At 33.1% G+C, this 19,541-nt stretch carries 15 protein-coding genes; 13 read left to right on the top strand and 2 right to left on the bottom strand.

What is annotated here, in order from left to right; translation table 11 throughout:
• The first annotated feature begins 14 nt into the window (after nucleotides 1–14).
• From secE to AYWB_RS02170, 13 genes are all read left to right on the top strand, one after another.
• Complete coding sequence (gene secE, locus AYWB_RS02235; protein WP_041639874.1) at nucleotides 15–425, top strand: preprotein translocase subunit SecE; 411 nt, start codon at nucleotides 15–17, stop codon at nucleotides 423–425.
• Between the two features lies 1 nt (nucleotide 426).
• Nucleotides 427–1,026: a transcription termination/antitermination protein NusG gene (gene nusG, locus AYWB_RS02230; protein WP_011412747.1), complete on the top strand. Its 600-nt coding sequence runs from the start codon at nucleotides 427–429 to the stop codon at nucleotides 1,024–1,026.
• Nucleotides 1,027–1,224: 198 nt separating this feature from the next.
• On the top strand, nucleotides 1,225–1,650 hold the full coding sequence (gene rplK, locus AYWB_RS02225) for a 50S ribosomal protein L11 (protein ID WP_011412746.1): 426 nt from the start codon (nucleotides 1,225–1,227) through the stop codon (nucleotides 1,648–1,650).
• Between the two features lie 88 nt (nucleotides 1,651–1,738).
• A complete protein-coding gene (rplA, locus tag AYWB_RS02220; RefSeq protein ID WP_011412745.1) occupies nucleotides 1,739–2,431 on the top strand; it encodes a 50S ribosomal protein L1 in 693 nt (230 codons plus the stop codon).
• Between the two features lie 38 nt (nucleotides 2,432–2,469).
• Complete coding sequence (rplJ, locus tag AYWB_RS02215) at nucleotides 2,470–2,979, top strand: 50S ribosomal protein L10 (protein ID WP_041639872.1); 510 nt, start codon at nucleotides 2,470–2,472, stop codon at nucleotides 2,977–2,979.
• Between the two features lie 44 nt (nucleotides 2,980–3,023).
• Nucleotides 3,024–3,401: a 50S ribosomal protein L7/L12 gene (rplL, locus tag AYWB_RS02210; RefSeq protein WP_041639870.1), complete on the top strand. Its 378-nt coding sequence runs from the start codon at nucleotides 3,024–3,026 to the stop codon at nucleotides 3,399–3,401.
• A 165-nt stretch (nucleotides 3,402–3,566) separates the two neighbouring features.
• Nucleotides 3,567–7,388: a DNA-directed RNA polymerase subunit beta gene (locus AYWB_RS02205; protein WP_011412742.1), complete on the top strand. Its 3,822-nt coding sequence runs from the start codon at nucleotides 3,567–3,569 to the stop codon at nucleotides 7,386–7,388.
• 3 nt (nucleotides 7,389–7,391) lie between these two features.
• Nucleotides 7,392–11,453, top strand: coding sequence for a DNA-directed RNA polymerase subunit beta' (gene rpoC / locus AYWB_RS02200; protein WP_011412741.1), 4,062 nt, complete (start codon nucleotides 7,392–7,394; stop codon nucleotides 11,451–11,453).
• A 20-nt stretch (nucleotides 11,454–11,473) separates the two neighbouring features.
• Nucleotides 11,474–11,893, top strand: a complete 420-nt coding sequence (gene rpsL, locus AYWB_RS02195; protein ID WP_011412740.1) for a 30S ribosomal protein S12 — start codon at nucleotides 11,474–11,476, stop codon at nucleotides 11,891–11,893.
• A 70-nt stretch (nucleotides 11,894–11,963) separates the two neighbouring features.
• Nucleotides 11,964–12,434 carry a 30S ribosomal protein S7 gene (rpsG, locus tag AYWB_RS02190; RefSeq protein WP_011412739.1) on the top strand — a complete coding sequence of 157 codons (471 nt, stop codon included), beginning with the start codon at nucleotides 11,964–11,966 and terminating at the stop codon, nucleotides 12,432–12,434.
• A 26-nt stretch (nucleotides 12,435–12,460) separates the two neighbouring features.
• Nucleotides 12,461–14,527 (top strand): elongation factor G, encoded by a 2,067-nt coding sequence (gene fusA / locus AYWB_RS02185; RefSeq protein WP_041639868.1) that lies wholly within the window; start codon nucleotides 12,461–12,463, stop codon nucleotides 14,525–14,527.
• Nucleotides 14,528–14,661: 134 nt separating this feature from the next.
• The gene (gene tuf, locus AYWB_RS02180) at nucleotides 14,662–15,846 is read left to right on the top strand and encodes an elongation factor Tu (RefSeq protein ID WP_011412737.1); all 1,185 of its coding nucleotides are present in this window, start codon (nucleotides 14,662–14,664) and stop codon (nucleotides 15,844–15,846) included.
• A gap of 364 nt (nucleotides 15,847–16,210) precedes the next feature.
• Nucleotides 16,211–16,999: a Bax inhibitor-1/YccA family membrane protein gene (locus AYWB_RS02170; protein WP_011412736.1), complete on the top strand. Its 789-nt coding sequence runs from the start codon at nucleotides 16,211–16,213 to the stop codon at nucleotides 16,997–16,999.
• Between the two features lie 47 nt (nucleotides 17,000–17,046).
• Here AYWB_RS02170 and rsmG read toward each other — a convergent pair whose 3' ends face one another.
• Together rsmG and mnmG are read right to left on the bottom strand one after the other, a co-directional pair.
• On the bottom strand, nucleotides 17,047–17,685 hold the full coding sequence (gene rsmG / locus AYWB_RS02165) for a 16S rRNA (guanine(527)-N(7))-methyltransferase RsmG (RefSeq protein ID WP_011412735.1): 639 nt from the start codon (nucleotides 17,683–17,685) through the stop codon (nucleotides 17,047–17,049).
• On the bottom strand, nucleotides 17,672–19,528 hold the full coding sequence (gene mnmG, locus AYWB_RS02160) for a tRNA uridine-5-carboxymethylaminomethyl(34) synthesis enzyme MnmG (RefSeq protein ID WP_041640020.1): 1,857 nt from the start codon (nucleotides 19,526–19,528) through the stop codon (nucleotides 17,672–17,674). Before mnmG ends, rsmG begins: the two co-directional genes overlap by 14 nt.
• Between the last annotated feature and the right edge of the window lie 13 nt (nucleotides 19,529–19,541).

Genomic DNA, 19,541 nt, shown 5'->3' with positions numbered 1-19,541 from the left:
AGTTTTTTAACTTTATGGGAATTAAAATAGTAAGCGAAAACAAAAAAAATCAGTTATTAGAAGTAATCAAAAGAGAATATAGTTGGCTCAATATTTTACTAATTATCACTTCTATTTTGTCTCTTGCTCTTTGTGGACAATTATGGCAAACAAAACATTTTGAAACTATGCATTGGACATTTCCTTGTGCTTTAGTTCTTTTGAGTTTTTTTATTTTCGCGATAGGTTCATTTTCTTTTTTCAAAGATGCATTTTTGCAAATTTGTAACATTATCTGGCCTTCCTTAAAACAAATTTTGTTTAACACATTACAAGTTATTTTTTTCACATTGTTCTTAATCCTTTTTGTTCATACCATAGATTCTTATGTTATTGGCAAATTAACCAAATTTTGTGTCGAAATCAAAAATTTGTTGAGCAAATAAAATGAATAAAGCGGAAAAACAAATAAAAGAGACACAAGCGCAAGAAAAAGAATTCCAAAACACATGCCACCTTAAATGGTATATTGCCCAAACTTATTCAGGTTATGAAAACGTTGTAAAAGATGATTTGTTAAGAAGAGTCGAAAGCATTGGCATAGGTGATTTAGTATCTAATGTTTTGTCTCCTAAAGAAGAATATTATGAAACTCGTTTGGATGGAAAAAAGGTTAAAAAAGAGCGTAAAATGTATCCTGGATACGTTTTTATTCAAATGATGATTACTGACCGATCTTGGTTTGTTGTCAGAAACACTCCGAGAATTACTGGTTTTTTAGGTTCAAGCGGGATGGGTTCTAAACCAGTTCCTTTATCTGAAAACGAAATCAATCCCGTTTTATTAAAAATGGGTATCATCAACAAACCCGATTATAAAAAATTCATCGGCAAAAAAGTAGAAATCATTTCTGGTTCTTTTGTGGGTCAAATAGGGCAAGTATCAAGTATTGATGCAGACCGTGAAAAAATGATATTGGAAGTAGATTTGTTTGGTAGAGCAACTCCAGTAGAAATTTCTTTCAACGACTTCAAAGAAATATTTTAACTTTTTTCACAATTTCTAACATTTTTTTAACAAATATTTAAAATTTATGTTAAAATAAGTTGTCTAAAAATTTTTATCATATTTTTTTATGTGACAATATCAACAATATTCTAAATTTAATGAAACGCAAACAAAGAATAAACGACTCAAATTATTAAGTTTTTTATTTAAAGTCCTCGTTCCAAAGAAAGGTTTTTTATGGCTAAAAAAGTTGTTAAAACGGTAAAATTACAAATTCCTGCAGGAAAAGCTAATCCGGCTCCTCCAGTAGGACCTGCTTTAGGACAAGCCCAAGTTAATATTCCTTCTTTTTGTTCCCAATTTAACGAAACAACTAAAGATCAAATGGGTTTCGTTATCCCTGTTATCATTTCTGTTTATGAGGACAGAACATTTACTTTTGTAACTAAAACTCCTCCAGCAAGCGATCTTTTAAAAAAAGCTGCTAAAATTGAATCTGGTTCTGCCAATGCAAGCCAAACTAAAGTAGCTACTATAACACACAAACAAGTAGAAGAAATTGCTAATTTAAAGCTTTCAGATCTAAATGCTTATTGCGTTGAAAAAGCTTGCAAAATCATTGAAGGCACAGCTCGCAATATGGGAATTTTAGTAAAAGATTAAAATAATTTTTTACCCCCAATTATTCAAATTTCAAATTAAAAAAAATTTCTAAAAAATATCAAGTTGTTTTGTGAAAGGAATTACTGCAATGAAACGAGGCAAAAAATATTTAACATCATTACGAATTTTTGATGTTAAAAAAACATATCCGCTTCAAGAAGCTATTAGCTTAGCTAAACAAACTCAAGTTGCTAAATTTGATGCTACGGTAGAATGCGCTTTTCATCTAAATTTAGATCTTAAAAAAGTTGATCAAAATTTAAGAGGAGCCTTGGTTTTGCCACATGGCACTGGTAAAGTCTTAAAAGTAGCAGTTCTTGCTAAAGGAGAACAAGCAAAACAAGCACAAGAGGCTCAAGCCGATTACGTAGGCGATCAAGATTTAATTGATAAAATTGCCAAAAACTGGTTTGATTTTGATGTCTTAGTTGCTACTCCTGAAATGATGCCACAATTAAGTAAATTAGGGCGTCTTTTAGGACCCAAAGGGCTAATGCCTAACCCTAAAACAGGCACTGTAACAAATGATGTTTTACAAGCAGTCAAAGAAATTAAAAATGGTAAAATTGAATACCGCCTAGACAAAAGTGGTAATATTCATACCATATTAGGTAAGGTTTCTTTTGATGAGGCAAAATTACTAGAAAACTTAAAAACTTTATATCTTCAATTGATGGCTGTTAAACCTCGTACAGTGAAAGGCACTTACATTAAAAGTGTTACTATTTCAACAACTATGGCACCAGGTATTAAAATTGACCCTGTTACAATTTCACAATAATCAAGATAAAAATTTTGAAGGAAGGAAAGGGCATAATCATGATAAAACCTCAGTTAGCCAAAAAAATAGATTCAGTTGCTGTTTTGCAAGAAAAAATTAGCACTGCTAAAACAGTTATTATTTTTGAATATTCAAGTTTGCCGGTAAGCTCTTTTATGCAACTGCGTCGTGAGTTAAAAAAATCTACTTGCGAAGTAAAAGTATATCCCAAAAACATCATGCAAAGAGCTGTTGCTAATGCCAAACAAGCTGATTTAGTTAACTTTTTAAAAGGAACAAAAGCTTTAATTATTAGTCCTCAAGAATTATTAGAACCAATCAAAACAATTTATAATTTTGCTAAAAAAACCAAAGCAGTTAAAATAGTTTCTGGCGTCGTGGAACAAAAAATTGTCTCCTTGCAAGAAATAAACACCTTAGCTACTTTGCCTTCAAAAGAACAAATGTTAACGCTTTTAGCTATTTCAATGTTTGCGCCTTTGCAATATTTAGCAATTGGCCTAAATATGTTAGCAAAAACAAAAGAACAAGAAAACCCCGAACAATAAACAAATAATTTATGAGTGAAAAGATTATAACAAAGGAGATTGACATGGCTAAGTTAACGAAAGAAGCTTTTGTATCAGCTTTAAAAGAAATGTCTTTATTAGAGATTAAAGAATTATTAGATGGTTTAAAAGAAGATTTTGGAATTGACCCAACTGCTTTAGCAGTTGCAGCTCCTGGAGCAAATAATGCAGCTGAAGTAGAAGAAAAAACCGAATTCACAGTAGTTATGAAAAGTTTTGATGAAAAAAAGAAACTTGCTGTTATCAAAACAGTACGCGAAGTAACGGGATTAGGTTTGCTAGATGCTGCTAATTTTGTTAAAGTTCCTGGTTCCAAAGTAAAAGAAAATGTCTCTAAAGTTTTAGCAGAAGATATTAAAAACAAGTTAGAACAAGCTGGAGCTGTTGTTGAACTTCAATAAATTATTATCTTGTAAGTAATATAAAAACCTGAGTTTTCTCAGGTTTTTTAGTCTTGCATTGTTTTTATTTTTATACCTCAACCCCAAAAAAAATTGCAAAGACACAATTAAAAATAAAAATTTTGGCAAAATAAACTACCAATTAATAATTTATAGGAGCATAAGATGGGTTATCATAATGTCAAATATGGCAAAAAAGCACAACGTCGTAATTATTCTAAAACAATTTATGATGTTGATTTGCCCAATTTAATTGAAATTCAAAACCAATCTTTTGATTGGTTTTTAAAACACGGTATTAAAGAATTATTGCAGGATTTTTGTCCTATTGAAAGTTACAATGGGGATTTAAAAATTCACTTTGATGATTATTTTTTAACGCCTCCAAAATATAGCATTGAAGAAACTAAAATTAAAGATATAAGTTATGTTGCCCAATTATTTGTCAAAACTACTTTAGAAAATGTTTTAACTGGCGAAACTAAACAAAGCAATATTTTGCTTACTGAATTGCCTCTAATGACTTCTACTGGCACTTTTATCATCAATGGTACTGAAAGAGTAGTAGTTTCTCAAATTGTACGTTCCGCTAGTGTTTATTTTGCAGGCAATTTTGACATCAAACTCAATAGAACCATTTATTCTGGACAAGTAATTCCTTCACGTGGTGCTTGGATCGAATACGAAGAAGGTTCTAAAGAAATTTTGTATGCCAAACTAGATCGTTCCAAAAAAATCCCTTTGTCTAATTTTATTTATGCTCTAGGATTTGACAGCAAAGAAGCAATCGAAAATGTTTTTGGTAAAAGTGCTATTCTTGATTCTGTTTTTGATAAAGAAACTGATATGGACTCAGATAACGCCTTGGTAGAGTTGTATTCTAAAATCCGTCAAGGCGAAAAAGTTCCTGTCGACACTGCCAGAGATTTCATCAGAACAAGACTTTTTGATCAAAAAAAATACGACCTGGCTAAAGTTGGAAGATATAAATTTAACAAAAAACTAGACGTTCTTACTCGAGCTGAAAACACTTATTTAGCTTGTGATTTTGTCAATCCTGAAAACCAAGAAATAATGATTGCACAAGATGAACTTTTAACCAAAGAAAAAATTGCAATCCTGAAACAAAATCGTCATTTTTTGCTTCAAGAAATCTTTGATGCTAAACACAATTTAGAAAACGAAACTGATGAAGAGATTTTAGCATATAAAAAATATCCTCAAAAAAATGAATTATTCACCAAAACTAACATCATCAACTCTCGTACTGGTGAAGTTTTAGTAGCTAAAGATACTTTAGTTAACGACGATATTATCAATCATTTAAGGCACAATATTCACACTCTTGACGAAAAAGTATCTAAATTTTTCTTAGGAACTAAAGATATTTATCAAAAAGAAGCAGACCGTCAAGGAGTTTTTAACGAAATTTTAGAAGTCTATACTTCAAAAGACGAATCAGGCAAGTTATATAACAAAGTCAAACTTATTGGAAACGACCAAAGAGAAACCAAAAAACACATTACTTTATCAGATGTTATTGCAAGCATTAATTATTATTTGAATCTTTATGAAAACGTAGGCACTGTTGATGATATCGATCATTTAGGTAATCGTCGTTTAAGATTAATTGGAGAATTGTTAAAAAACCAATTTCGAATTGGTCTTACCAGAGCTGAAAAAAATATCAAAGATATGATTTCTACTAGCAAATTCGGTGAAGTTAACGGTCCAGGTGACCTAGTTAATTTTACTTTTTTAATGAGTGTAATCAAAACTTTTTTCACAAACTCACGTTTATCACAATTCATGGATCAAATCAATCCTTTAGCAGAATTGACGCAAAAAAGAAGGGTATCAGCTCTAGGTATCGGAGGAATTAATCGTGACCGCGCAGGCATTGAAGTTCGCGACGTGCACAATTCCCACTACGGCAGATTATGTCCCATCGAAACTCCCGAAGGACCTTCCATTGGACTTATAACATCCCTTTCCACTTATGCCAAAGTCAATAAGTACGGTTTTATCCAAACTCCTTTTTTTAAGGTTTTGCAACAAGACGGAAAAACTACCCTTTCGCGGGACATAGACTATTTAACAGCTGACCAAGAAAAAGAAGAAATTATTGCCTCAGCTGGGTTTGTTTTGGATGCCAATAATTCTTTTCAAGATAAAAAAATAATTGCTCGTAGCAACGGCGAAACAGGCATTTTCGAAAGAAACCAAATAACATATGCTGACGTTTCCCCTAAACAAATTGTCTCTGTTGCAACTTCTTCGATTCCCTTTTTAGAACACAACGATGCTTCCAGAGCTTTAATGGGAGCTAATATGCAACGTCAAGCAGTCCCTTTATTAATTCCTGAATCGCCTATTGTAGGAACAGGTGTTGAATATCGCGCTGCCAAAGACTCAGGTTGTTTAATTATTGCCCGTGAATCAGGGTTTGTTACTTATGTTGATGCTCAAAAAATAATTATCACCAAAAAACCCAACCAAACTGTTTCATTAAATGGTAAAACCCTTTACGATACCACCCAAGAATTTACCTATACCCAAGCCAAGGTTTTATACGAAAACAACCATAAAGAATACCAAGCTGAATACACCCTCATCAACTTTGCCAAATCCAATCAAGATACTTTAGTGTTGCAAAAACCGATTGTAGTTTTGGGAGAACATATCAATGAAGGCGATATTTTAGTAAGTGGACCTTCTACATCTCAAGGCGAATTAGCACTTGGCAGAAATGTTACAGTGGCTTTTATGACTTGGGAAGGTTATAACTATGAAGATGCCATCATTATGTCAGAAGAATTAGTCAAACACGATGTCTACACTTCCATCCACATTGATAAATATGAAGTCCAAACTAGAGAATTAAAAAAAGGTAGCGGTCAAGAAGAAATCACTAGAGAAGTCCCTAACGTGGGCGCTGATGCTATTAAAAACCTTGACGAAAGAGGAATTATTATTCCTGGTTCTGAAGTTAAAGAAGGCGATATTTTAGTAGGTAAAATCACTCCTCAAGGAAATATCGAGCCTTCTCCTTCTGAAAAATTAATTCAAATCGTAATCGGTGAAAAAGCCCGCGAATATAAAGACTCTTCTTTAAGAGTTCCTTTTGGTGAAGGAGGCATCGTCCAAAGTGTTCATTATTTCTCCAGAAAAAATGGTGATGTTCTTCCTGCTGGTGTCAACGAAAACATCCGTGTTTTCATCGCTAAAAAACGTAAAATCAACGAAGGCGATAAAATGGCAGGACGTCACGGGAACAAAGGTGTAATTTCTCGTATTTTACCTAAAGAAGATCTTCCTTATATGGCAGACGGAACTCCAATTGACATCATGTTAAATCCTTTAGGGGTTCCTAGTAGGATGAACATTGGACAAATTTTAGAAATCCATTTAGGAATGGCTGCCAAAAAATTAGGCATCAAAGTGGCAACTCCTGTTTTTGATGGCGTTAATGACTACGACCTTAAAGAAATCATGAAAGAAGCCAATTTAGAACCTGATGGCAAAATGGTTTTATATGACGGACGCACCGGCGAACCTTATGACAGTCGTATTTCTGTAGGAGTTATGTATATGGTTAAATTATCTCACATGGTAGATGACAAACTCCACGCCAGAAACGTAGGACCATACACTTTAGTTACCCAACAACCTATGGGAGGAAAAGTTCAAAACGGTGGACAACGCTTCGGTGAAATGGAAGTATGGGCACTTTATGCTTATGGAGCTGCTCACACCTTACAAGAAATTTTAACAGTCAAAAGCGATGATATTGTAGGTAGAAATAAAACTTATAGCGCCATCGTTCAAGGAACTCAACTACCTAAACCAAGTATTCCTGAAAGTTTTCGAGTTTTTATTAAAGAATTGCAATCTTTAGGATTGTACGTAGAATTAATTAAAACCGATACTAAAGAAAATGAAGTTAATAAATCCTTAATTGATTACAAAAAGGAAGGTTATAATTAAAAGATGAGTGATAATAGATTATTTACTTCAGTAGAAACTTTAAATCTTTCGTCTCCAGTTTTAGAAAAATTAAAACTTTCTGGAATCAATACTTTGGAGGATTTTAACACTTTTACTTTAGAAGAGTTGAGGCTTTTACTGCAAGAAGCTTTTTTAGAGGTTTTGCCTATCCTCAAAAACTTTGCCTTACCTCGCAATTTACAAAATCTAGATTTGAGTGAGGCTGTTATTAACATCCTTACTGAACTAGGAATGGAAGATTTTCAAGATCTTTTGCAAACTAAAATGGCTGTCCTTACAAAATCATTTGAAACCAATCCCCTTGCTTTTCAAAAACTAAACGACCTATTTAAGTTATATAATCATTTTCCTTCTATTTCATCTGATAAAGAATACGGTAGTAGAGATTATGATTATTTTAAAATCCGTTTAGCTGCTCCTGAAGAAATCAGACAGTGGTCTTATGGTGAGGTTACCAGCTACGAAACAATTAACTATCGGACCTATAAACCAGAGATATCAGGATTATTTTGTCAAAAGATTTTTGGCCCAGTAGTTGATTTCCAATGTGCTTGTTCTAAAAAACAAGTCAGTATCAAAAGTCAATTTTGTAACAAATGTGGAGTTGAATTTACCGAAACCAAAGTGCGTCGTGAAAGAATGGGGCACATTGAATTACAAACTCCAATCGTTCACACTTGGTACCTTAATTCTTCTCCCAGCCGTTTAGCTATTCTTTTAAATATCAAAACTAAACAATTAGAAGAAATAGTTTATTATGTTTCTTACGTTGTAATTGATCCTGGAAAAACTGAATTCAAACCTAAAGAAATTATTACAGAAACCCAATACAGTGAAGCTCTTTATGAATTTGGAAACACTTTTGTAGCTTTAACAGGTGCCGAAGCGGTTAAAAAATTACTAGAAAATCTCAACTTAGAAAAAACTATCAAAGTCCTTCGCAAATCTTTATCGGAAAATTCCAAACAAAAAAGAGAAAGCATCATTAAAAGACTAGAAATCATCGAATCTTTTCATCAATCAGACAACAAACCTGAATGGATGGTAATGGATGTTATTCCTGTATTGCCTCCAGGATTAAGACCGATGGTTCCTTTAGATGGTGGTCGTTTTGCCACTACTGAAGTTAACGATCTTTACCGCCGTATCCTTAATCGCAACAATCGTTTAAAAAAACAAATGCTCCAAAAAGCTCCTCGTTTAATCATTAAAAACGAAAAAAGAATGCTACAAGAAGCAGTTGATGCTTTGTTTGATAATACCAAAACTAGCAAAAAAAACGTTAACAATGTCGAAAAAAACCGTCCACTTAAATCTTTATCCGAAATGCTACGTGGCAAACAAGGGCGTTTCCGTCAAAATCTTTTAGGCAAAAGAGTTGATTATTCGGGACGCTCCGTAATTATTGTAGGTCCTGATTTAGAAATGCACCAATGCGGCGTGCCTCGTGAAATGGCAATTATTTTGTTCAAACCTTTCATTTTGAAAAAATTACAAGAAACCAAAGGTATCGATAAAAAAAACGCTAACACCATTTATGAAAAAATGAATGAAGAGGTTTGGAACGCCTTAGAAGAAGTAGTCAAAGAACACCCAGTTCTTTTAAACCGCGCCCCAACGCTACACCGTTTAGGAATTCAAGCTTTTGATCCTAAATTAATTGACGGCAAAGCCATTCGCTTACATCCTTTAGTTACGCCTGCCTTTAATGCCGATTTCGATGGCGACCAGATGGCAATTTATGTTCCTCTTTCTTTAGAAGCGCAGGCTGAAGCACGCTTATTGATGCTTGTTTCGAACAATATTTTAGACCCTAAAAATGGTAATCCAGTAGTAACTCCTTCACAAGATATGGTTTTAGGGAATTACTATTTAACGATTGAAGAAAAAAAAGATCGTACTATAAACAGTTATGATTCTGCCCAAAGAACTGCAGAACACCAATTCAAACATCGTAATGAAGGAACCTTTTTTGCTGATATCAACGAAGCCAAAACTGCTTATCAAAATAAAGAAATCCATCTTCATACAAGAATTTTTATCAAACCACAAACAATTAATTTATCATTTACCGAAGAACAACGTCAAAAATATTTAATGACTACTTTAGGAAAATTAATTTTTAATGACATTTTGCCTCCAAGCTTCCCCTACATTAATGAACCAACCCAGTTTAATTTGGATGTTAAAACCCCTGATGCTTATTTTTTACCCCCAGGAACCAACCCCAAACAATTCTTAAAAAAACTTCCCACCCCCAAACCTTTCAACAAAAAATTCCTATCTATGATTATTGCATGTTTTTTCAAACAAATGAAAATTACAGAAACTTCTAAAATGCTAGATCATATCAAAAACTTAGGTTTCAAGTATTCCACCATTGCAGGAATTACAGTTTCATTTGCAGACATCAATACTTACTCCAATAAACAAGAATTGTTACAAGAAGTAGAAACCCGCAATATTCAAATTGAGACTTGGCATAAAGATGGTTTTTTAACAGATGCCGAACGTCGTCGTTTAGTAATTAACGAATGGAAAACTATTCGTGATGAAATTCAAGAAGGTTTGATGAAAGAATTCAAACAAGACAACCACATTTTTATGATGAGCGAAAGTGGAGCGCGTGGTAGTGTTTCTAACTTTACTCAATTAGCAGGGATGAGAGGATTAATGAATAACCCTAAAGGTGAAATTATTGAAGTCCCTGTTAAAGCTTCTTTCCGAGAAGGTCTGAAAGTTTCTGAGTTTTTTATCTCTACTCACGGCGCCCGTAAAGGTTCAACTGATACTGCCCTCAAAACAGCTGAGTCAGGTTATCTAACACGTCGTTTAGTTGACGTAACTCAAGATATTGTCGTTATTAAAGAAGACTGTAATAGTGACCGCGGGTTTATTGTGGAAGCTATGATGAGTGATGGCAAAGAAATTGTATCTCTCAAAAAACGCATTATGGGACGCTTTGCTAGTTGCGACATTTGTCACCCCAAAACCAACACCCTTATTGTAGCGCGTAATGAATTAATTATCGAGTCTAAAGCACAAGAAATTATTACTGCCAAAATTAAAAAAGTTCCTATTAGAAGTATTTTAACTTGTAATTGTGAATATGGTATTTGTGCCAAAGACTATGGCGTAAATCTAGCTACTAACAAATTAGTAGAAATTGGCGAAGCTGTTGGTGTTATTGCTGCTCAATCCATCGGTGAACCAGGAACTCAATTAACTATGAGAACTTTCCATACTGGTGGAGTTGCTTCTGCCTCAGATATTACTCAAGGTCTTCCAAGGATCGAAGAATTATTTGAAGTACGCAAACCTAAAGGAAAAGCGCTAATTAGTGAATTAAAAGGAAAAATCAAAAAAATTGATAAAATCCGTTCCCAAAATCCAGAAATTGTAATTACAGAAGAAAATGACCCTGACACAGAACACCGTTATATTTTGGAACCTAATGTTGATATTTTAGTAAGCAAAAACAACATTGTTTATCCTGGTCAAAAACTAACTTCTGGTTCGGTTGATCTAAAAGAACTTTTAAGAGTGGCAGGAACAACAGAGGTTCAAAAATACATCTTAGAAGAAGTACAAAAAGTTTATCGCGCCCAAAATGTTTATATCAGCGACAAACATATCGAAATTATTATTCACCAAATGTTTAAACAAATTTTAATTATTGATGAAGGTGATACTCATCTTTTACCTGGCACAGAAATTACTATTAATAAATTTAAAAAAGCTAATTTAAAAATGTTAGAAGAAAAAAAACGTTTAGCGGTGGGACGCCCTATTATTTTAGGAATTACGCGTTCTTCTTTAAGAAGTGATTCTTTACTTTCAGCTGCATCTTTTCAAGAAACTACCAAAATTCTAATCGATGCTGCCATCAAAGGGAAAACTGACCATCTTTACGGACTTAAAGAAAATGTTATTATTGGTGGCTTAATTCCTGCAGGAACAGGAATTTTAGAAACTACTTTATTTAAATATCCAAAAGAACCTGCAACCACTTCTGAACTTACTAAAAAAACCAACCAAAATTAAAAAAAGAAAGGAAATAAAAAATGTCTACTGTTTCTCAATTAATCAAAAAACGTCGTAGCAGTAAAACTTCCAAAACTAAAGCACCTGCATTAAGTTACGGTTTTAATGTTTTGCAAAAAAAAAATAAACATTACAGTTCTCCTCAAAAAATGGGAGTTTGTCTCCGTGTAACTACTATGACCCCAAAAAAACCTAACTCAGCTTTACGTAAATTTGCAAGAGTACGTCTAAGTAACGGTTCTGAAGTAACTGCCTATATTCCAGGCGTGGGACACTCATTACAAGAACATAGCTCTGTTTTAGTTCGCGGTGGACGCGTAAAAGATCTTCCTGGTGTGCGTTATCATATCGTTCGTGGTGCTCTAGATGCTACTGGTGTTGCTAACCGCAAACAGGGTCGTTCTAAGTACGGCTCTAAATTACCTAAAGAAAAAAAATAATTACAATTAAAAAGAATAAATCAAAAATACCCAAAAAAATAAATAAAATAAAGAAAGTAGGTGAATTTTTGTGTCCCGCAAAGGTCATATTAAAAAAAGAGATGTACAGCCAGATCCTATTTACAATTCTAAATTAGTTACTAAAACCATTAACACAATTATGGAAGATGGCAAAAAAGGCAAAGCTCAAACTATTTTTTATCAAGCTTTAAAACAAGTCAAAACAATTACTAACCGCGATCCTATTGAAGTTTTTCATGAAGCCCTAAACAACATTATGCCTGTTCTGGAAGTACGCACGCGTCGTGTGGGTGGTCAAAATTACCAAGTGCCTTCCGAAGTTCGTCCCGAAAGACGCCATTCTTTAGGATTAAGATGGCTTGTTAAATACACTAAAGAACGCAACGAAAAAACAATGGAAGAAAGACTTGCCAAAGAAATAGTAGACGCTTCTTTAGGTAACGGAGTATCAGTTAAAAAAAGAGAAGAAACGCATCGCATGGCAGAAGCTAATAAAGCCTTTGCTCATTATCGTTGGTGATTGCAACTTATAGGAGAATAAAAAAGATGGCACGTCAGTTTTCATTAGAAAAAACTCGTAATATTGGCATTATTGCTCATATTGATGCAGGGAAAACCACCACTACAGAAAGAATTTTGTTCCACACCGGAAAAATTCATAAAATCGGAGAAACCCATGATGGCGCCTCTCAGATGGATTGGATGGAACAAGAACAAGAAAGAGGAATCACTATTACCTCTGCTGCTACTACTGCTTTTTGGAAAAACCACCGTATCAATATTATTGACACTCCCGGACATGTTGATTTTACGGTGGAAGTTTCGCGCTCTCTTAGAGTTTTGGATGGCGCAGTAACAGTTATTGATGCTCAAGCAGGAGTAGAACCACAAACTGAAACTGTTTGGCGTCAAGCTAGTGAATATAAAGTTCCAAGAGTTATTTTTGTTAACAAAATGGATAAAGTAGGCGCTGATTTTGCTTATGCAATTGAAACTCTTAAACAACGCTTAGGAGTTCATGCAAGCGCTATTCAATGGCCAATTGGATCAGAAAATGACTTTAATGGAATCATTGATCTAGTAGAAATGAATGCTTTTGAATATGATAACACTTCCCAAGAAACAGGAAAAGTTGTTTCTATTCCTAGCGATTTAGAATCAATTACCCAAACTAAAAGAAAAGAATTAATAGAAACTTTATCTACCCTAGACGAAGAATTAATGATTTATTATTTAGAAGAAAAACCAATCTCTTCTGAAATGTTGAAAAATTCCATTAGAAAAGCAACCTTACAAGCTTCCTTTTTCCCAGTTCTTTGTGGTTCTTCTTTCAAAAATAAGGGTGTTGTTAAAATGTTAGACGCTGTTGTTGACTACCTTCCTGCTCCTTGTGATGTTGCAGCTATTGTTGGATTTGATTCTGACAACCAAGAAATTGTGCGCACCGGATTAGATGAAGAACCTTTCACAGCTTTAGCTTTTAAAGTGATGACTGATCCTTATGTAGGAAAATTAACCTTTTTCCGTATCTATTCAGGTTCAGTTAAAGCTGGCTCTTACGTAACTAATACCACTAAAGGAACCAAAGAACGTTTTGGACGCTTATTACAAATGCATGCTAATTCTCGTGAAGAAGTAAAAGAAGCCTACACAGGCGATATTTTAGCAGTTGTAGGATTAAAAGCAACTACTACAGGAGACACTTTAGCATCAGAAGGACAAACCATCATCTTAGAATCAATGAATTTCCCAGAACCAGTAATTGAAATTGCAGTAGAACCAAAAACTAAAGCTGATCAAGATAAAATGGGAATTGCCCTTGCAAAATTAGCTGAAGAAGACCCTACATTTAAGGTTTTTTCCAATCATGAAACCGGGCAAACTATTATTGCTGGGATGGGTGAACTTCATTTAGATATCATTATTGAACGCCTTAAAAGAGAATTCAAAGTGCAAGCAAATGTTACAGAACCTCAAGTAGCATACCGCGAAACAATCACCCAAGAAACCGAGACAGAAGGAAAATTCATTCGTCAATCAGGTGGTCGCGGACAATACGGACACGTGTGGATGCGTTTTGAACCAAATCCAGGAAAAGGTTTTGAATTCGTTAATAAAATTGTAGGTGGTGTGGTTCCTCGTGAATACGTTCCTGCAGTTCAAAAAGGAATTCAAGAAGCTCTTGCTGGTGGTATTTTAGCTGGATATCAAATTATTGATGTTAAAGCAACTTTATTTGATGGTTCTTACCATGATGTCGATTCTTCCGAAATAGCTTTTAAAATTGCTGCTTCCATGGCATTAAAAGAAACCAAAACTAAAGGTAACCCAGTTATTTTAGAACCTATTATGGACGTGGAAGTAGTTACTCCCAATGATTATGTAGGAAATGTTATTGGCGATTTAACTTCTAGAAGAGGTAGATTAGAAAACCAAGAATCACGCACCAACGCTGTTGCTATTAGAGCGTTTGTGCCCCTTTCTGAAATGTTTGGATATGCTACTGTTTTGCGATCCAATACCCAAGGAAGAGCTACTTTTATTATGCAATTTGCTAAATATGAAAAAGCTCCTAAAAGTATTACTGAAGAAATTATTAAAAAACGCGCTTAGACAACCTTTAAACCAAAAAAACATTTTTTTTACAAAATAGTTGTGAAAAGCCAAAAAATAAGTTAAAATTTAAATGGTAAATATTATTTATTAAAACAAACCTTAAAACATAATAAAAAGGAGGCCTTTGAAAAATGGCTAATGAAAAATTTATACGAAATAAAACACATTTAAATGTGGGTACTATTGGACATGTAGACCACGGCAAAACTACTCTTACAGCAGCTATTACCCAAGTTTTGTCTGCTCGTGGCTTGGCTAAAAGTAGAGCTTATGACCAAATTGATAATGCTCCTGAAGAAAGAGAACGTGGAATTACTATTAAAACTTCACATGTAGAATATGAAACAGAAAAACGTCATTATGCTCATGTTGACTGTCCTGGACACGCCGATTATGTTAAAAACATGATTACTGGAGCTGCTCAAATGGATGCTGCTATTTTAGTTGTTTCTGGTGCAGATAGTGTTATGCCTCAAACTAGAGAACACATTTTATTAGCACGCCAAGTTGGTGTTCCAAAAATTGTTGTTTTCTTAAATAAATGTGATCTTTCCCCAGACGAACAAATTTTAGAATTAGTAGAAATGGAAGTTCGCGAATTATTATCTCAATACGATTTCCCAGGAGATGACATCCCTGTCATTAGAGGATCTGCATTAAAAGCTTTAGAAGGTGATGCTCATTACGTTGCTCAAGTAAATAAATTAATCGAAACTCTAGACACCTACATTGAAGACCCAGTGCGTGAAGTTGACAAACCTTTCTTAATGCCTGTAGAAGATGTTTTCACTATTACTGGTAGAGGAACTGTTGTTACTGGTAGAGTAGAAAGAGGCCAAGTAAAAGCTGGTGATGAAGTAGAAATCGTAGGACTTAAAGAAACTAGAAAAACTATTGTAACTGCAGTAGAAATGTTTAAAAAAGATCTAGAATTTGCTCAAGCAGGTGACAACGTTGGAGCTTTATTACGCGGAATTAACCGTGAAGATGTACAACGTGGACAAGTTTTAGCTAAACCAGGTTCTGTCAAACCTCATTCTAAATTTATTGCTCAAGTTTATGTTTTAACTAAAGAAGAAGGAGGACGTCACACTGCCTTTTTCTCTCAATACCGTCCTCAATTCTATTTCCGTACTACAGATATTACAGGAGTAGTTGAATTACAAGGTGATGTAAAAATGGTAATGCCAGGAGACAACGCTGAATTAGTAGTTACCCTGAACAACCCAATTGCCATAGAAGAAGGAACTAAATTTTCTATTCGTGAAGGTGGAAAAACAGTTGGTGCAGGATCAGTTTCCAAACTTCTTAACTAAAAATTCACTATACTGAAACCTTATTAATAAATAAAAACCCACATAATGTGGGTTTTTTATCTTTTTTTGTATTTCCCCCTTTTTTATCCTAATGATGTGATATTTTTTAAACATTCATAAAAAAATTAGTTATGCGCCAAAAAAAACGCTATTTATTATTAAATTTCGCAACACCAACAAAAAACACACTATTTTTTTCAATAAAAAAGCAAAATACCTTCCAATTAATTTTAAAAAAAGGTAAAATATATATGTGCTTGTTTATTAAGCAATTTAAAAAAGATGAAAATATTTTTTTAAATAATAAGAATAATAAAATAAATTTAATTTTTAATAATAAATAAAATTTAAAAAGGTGGTTTAAATGGAATCCAATAAAGTAAATAATTCGTTTACCCAAATTAAAAATAACTTTCTTTCTTTATTTGAAAAAAATACTTATAACAACATTGCTACTCGTAAAGGAATTTCTTTAAAAACAATTTTGCTTTTATGTGTTACAGCAATCACTTCAATGTTTTTTTATCCAATTCTAAAACCTGTGATATTAAAAAAACTAAATATTCATACAATTTATTTTTCCATGATTACGCTAGGATTTTTAAATTATGGTATTTATTTTGCAGGGTTAAAAAAAGTTGAAATTTCTAAGGCTTGTGGATTAATTTATTCTTTTATAGAAGGAATAATCTTATCAATTTTTTTTGTTTTTCTAAATTTAGTTTATGCCAATTTAGTTGAAATTGCCTTTATGGCTATTTTTGCAACCTTTATCCTTTTTGTTGCGATGTCCCAAGCTTATTATAAGGGATTTATAAAAGTAACAAATAGATTTAGACAAATTATGTTATATTGCTCTTTTGCTTTGATAGTTTCTTATATAGTTCGTTTAGTGTTGTCTTTATGTGGCATTTGGACAATTGAAAATATTATTTACAATAGCTTTTTAACCTTCCCTATTAGTTTAATTATGTTAGGATTTGTGTCTATGTTTTTGGCATTTCATTTTGATTACGCCGAACAAATGATTAAACAAGGAATGCCTAAAAAATATGAATGGCAAGTTTCTTTGGCTTTTGCAACAATTTTAATTGAAATTTTTTTAAGAATAATGTTAATTTTGTTAAGGTTATTTGGCCAAGAAAGAAAATAAAAAAGATCACGAATATTCGTGATCTTTTTTTATTATATTACCTTTTTTTATTCGGTTTGGAATAATAAATTAGTTCTTGTTCCTAATTGCATTGGTAATTCAAATACTTTTGCGCTAACTAATTTAACTTTCATCTGCTTAATTATCTTTTTGCTAGCTTCTAATTCTTGTTGAAAGTTTTTGCCTTTCATAGCAATAAAATAACCCCTTTTTTTTACTAAAGGAACACACCATTTTAAGATAATTTCTAATCTAGCCAAAGCGCGAGCAACAACAAAATCATAACTTCCATTTTTGGCTATGTCATGTTGTTCTACTCTTTTGTGAAAAAAACATACATTATCTAATTCCAAATGGCTTGCTAATTGTTTCAAGAAATTGATTTTTTTTAAAGATGATTCTATGATTATAATTTTTAAATGAGGATAAAGAATTTTTAAAGGAAAGCTAGGAAAGCCAGCTCCCGAGCCAACATCACAAAGATTAGTTACATTATTAAAGTCAAATATTTCTTTTAAAATTAAAGAATCATAAAAATGTTTATAGCAAACATCAGATAAAGATATCAGGGAAGTAAGGTTCATTTTTTGGTTTTCTTTTTTTAAAAATTCATAGTAAAAAACAAACTTGTTTAATTGCTTTTTGTTGAGTTTAAATTTGTCTTTTAATGATTCAAAGTAAAGCATGATGTTTTTCCAAATAAACTAATAAAATCGAAATATCAACTTGATTGACTCCTAATATTCTTGTGGCTTGTCCTAAAGTTTGGGGTTTAATTAAATCAAGTTTTTCTTTAGCTTCTTTTGATAAATTTTTAATATCTGCGTAATTTATTTTGCTAGGAATTTTTTTTTGTTCTAATCTTGCTAATTTTTGAGCTTCTTTTTGGGCTTTAGCAATATAACCTTCGTACTTAATTTGTATTTCTACTTGTTCATAAATGGTTTTATCTGCTTTTTCTTGTAAAAAATGTTGTAAAGTGCAAAAATTTAATTCTGGTCTTTTTATTAGTTGCGCTAATGTGGTTTTTTCTCCGAGACTAGCTGAGTTTTGTTGTTTTAAATAAGATAGATTATCTGAATTGACTAAAATTTCATAATTTTTACTTTTTTCCAATAAAAGGTTGATTTTGGCTTTTTTGTTTTGAAAACTGTTATAATCTTTTTTATCAATTAAACCTAGTTGATATCCGTAATCTTTGAGGCGTAAATCGGCGTTGTCGTGTCTTAATAACAAACGAAATTCCGCGCGTGATGTCAAAAGACGGTAAGGTTCTTTTGCACCCTTAGTAATCAAATCATCGATCAAAACACCAATATAGGCTTCGTTTCTTTTTAACACAAAAGGAGGTTTATTTTGGAGTTTTAAAGATGCATTAATTCCTGCCATAAGCCCTTGACAAGCAGCTTCTTCATAGCCGCTGGTGCCGTTCATTTGGCCTGCTAAAAAGAGATTTTGTATTTTTTTAGTCTCTAAACTGTGTTTGAGTTGGTTGGGATTAAAAGCATCGTATTCGATAGCATAAGCATATTTAGTGATTTTGGCGTTTTGTAATCCTGGAATAGTTTTAAGGATTTCATGTTGAACGTGTTGAGGCATGCTGGTGGAAAGTCCTTGTAGATACATTTCATTCAAATATAGACTTTCTGGTTCAATAAAAATTTGATGACTGTTTTTATCGCAAAATCTTACTACTTTATCTTCAATAGAAGGGCAATAACGAGGCCCTATGCCTTCAACATAACCGCCATACATAGCCGATTGGTTTAAATGTTTTCGGATAACTTGGTGGGTGGTTTGGTTGGTGTGAGTTAAAAAACAAGGTTCTTGTGGTCTTTTGGTTGTTTGGGGCGTTAAAAAACCAAATGTTTGTTCTAAATTGTCTCCCATTTGTATTTTGGTTTGACTATAATCAATGCTGTTTTTTTTAACTCTTGGTGGGGTTCCTGTTTTTAAACGAATGACTTCGAAGCCTATTTCTTTTAATTGAGTGCTGATACCGTAAGTTGTAGGAACACCATTAGGTCCTGAGGCTTTTTTGGTATCTCCAATTAAAATTTGGCTGGCTAAATAAGTTCCTGTAGTGATAATGACAGTTTTGGCATTAATTTTTCTTCCGTCAATAAGACAGACTCCTTGAACTTGGTTTTTTTGGATAATTAGGTTGTTTACTAGTCCTTCCAATAAAGTTAAATTGGGAGTGTTTTGCAATATTTCTAAAATAATTTGAGGATACTCTAATTTATCAATTTGTGCTCTTAAAGCTCTTACTGCAGGACCTTTTGAAGAGTTAAGCATTTTGATCTGAATTTGTGCAAGATCTGTAGCTTTTGCCATGATACCGCCTAAAGCATCTATTTCACGCACTACAACACCTTTGGCAGGACCTCCGATAGAAGGATTGCAAGGTAAGGAAGCAACTTGTTTTAAGGAGCCTGTAATGAGTAAAGTATTATGTTTTTTTGCCAATATTAAAGCAGATTCAATACCTGCATGTCCTGCTCCAATAACAATGCTATCGTAGATCATTTGATTACCTTTC

This window comes from Aster yellows witches'-broom phytoplasma AYWB (assembly GCF_000012225.1).
Lineage (GTDB): Bacteria > Bacillota_I > Bacilli_A > Acholeplasmatales > Acholeplasmataceae > Phytoplasma.
This window is presented reverse-complemented; position numbering and strand designations above follow the sequence as displayed.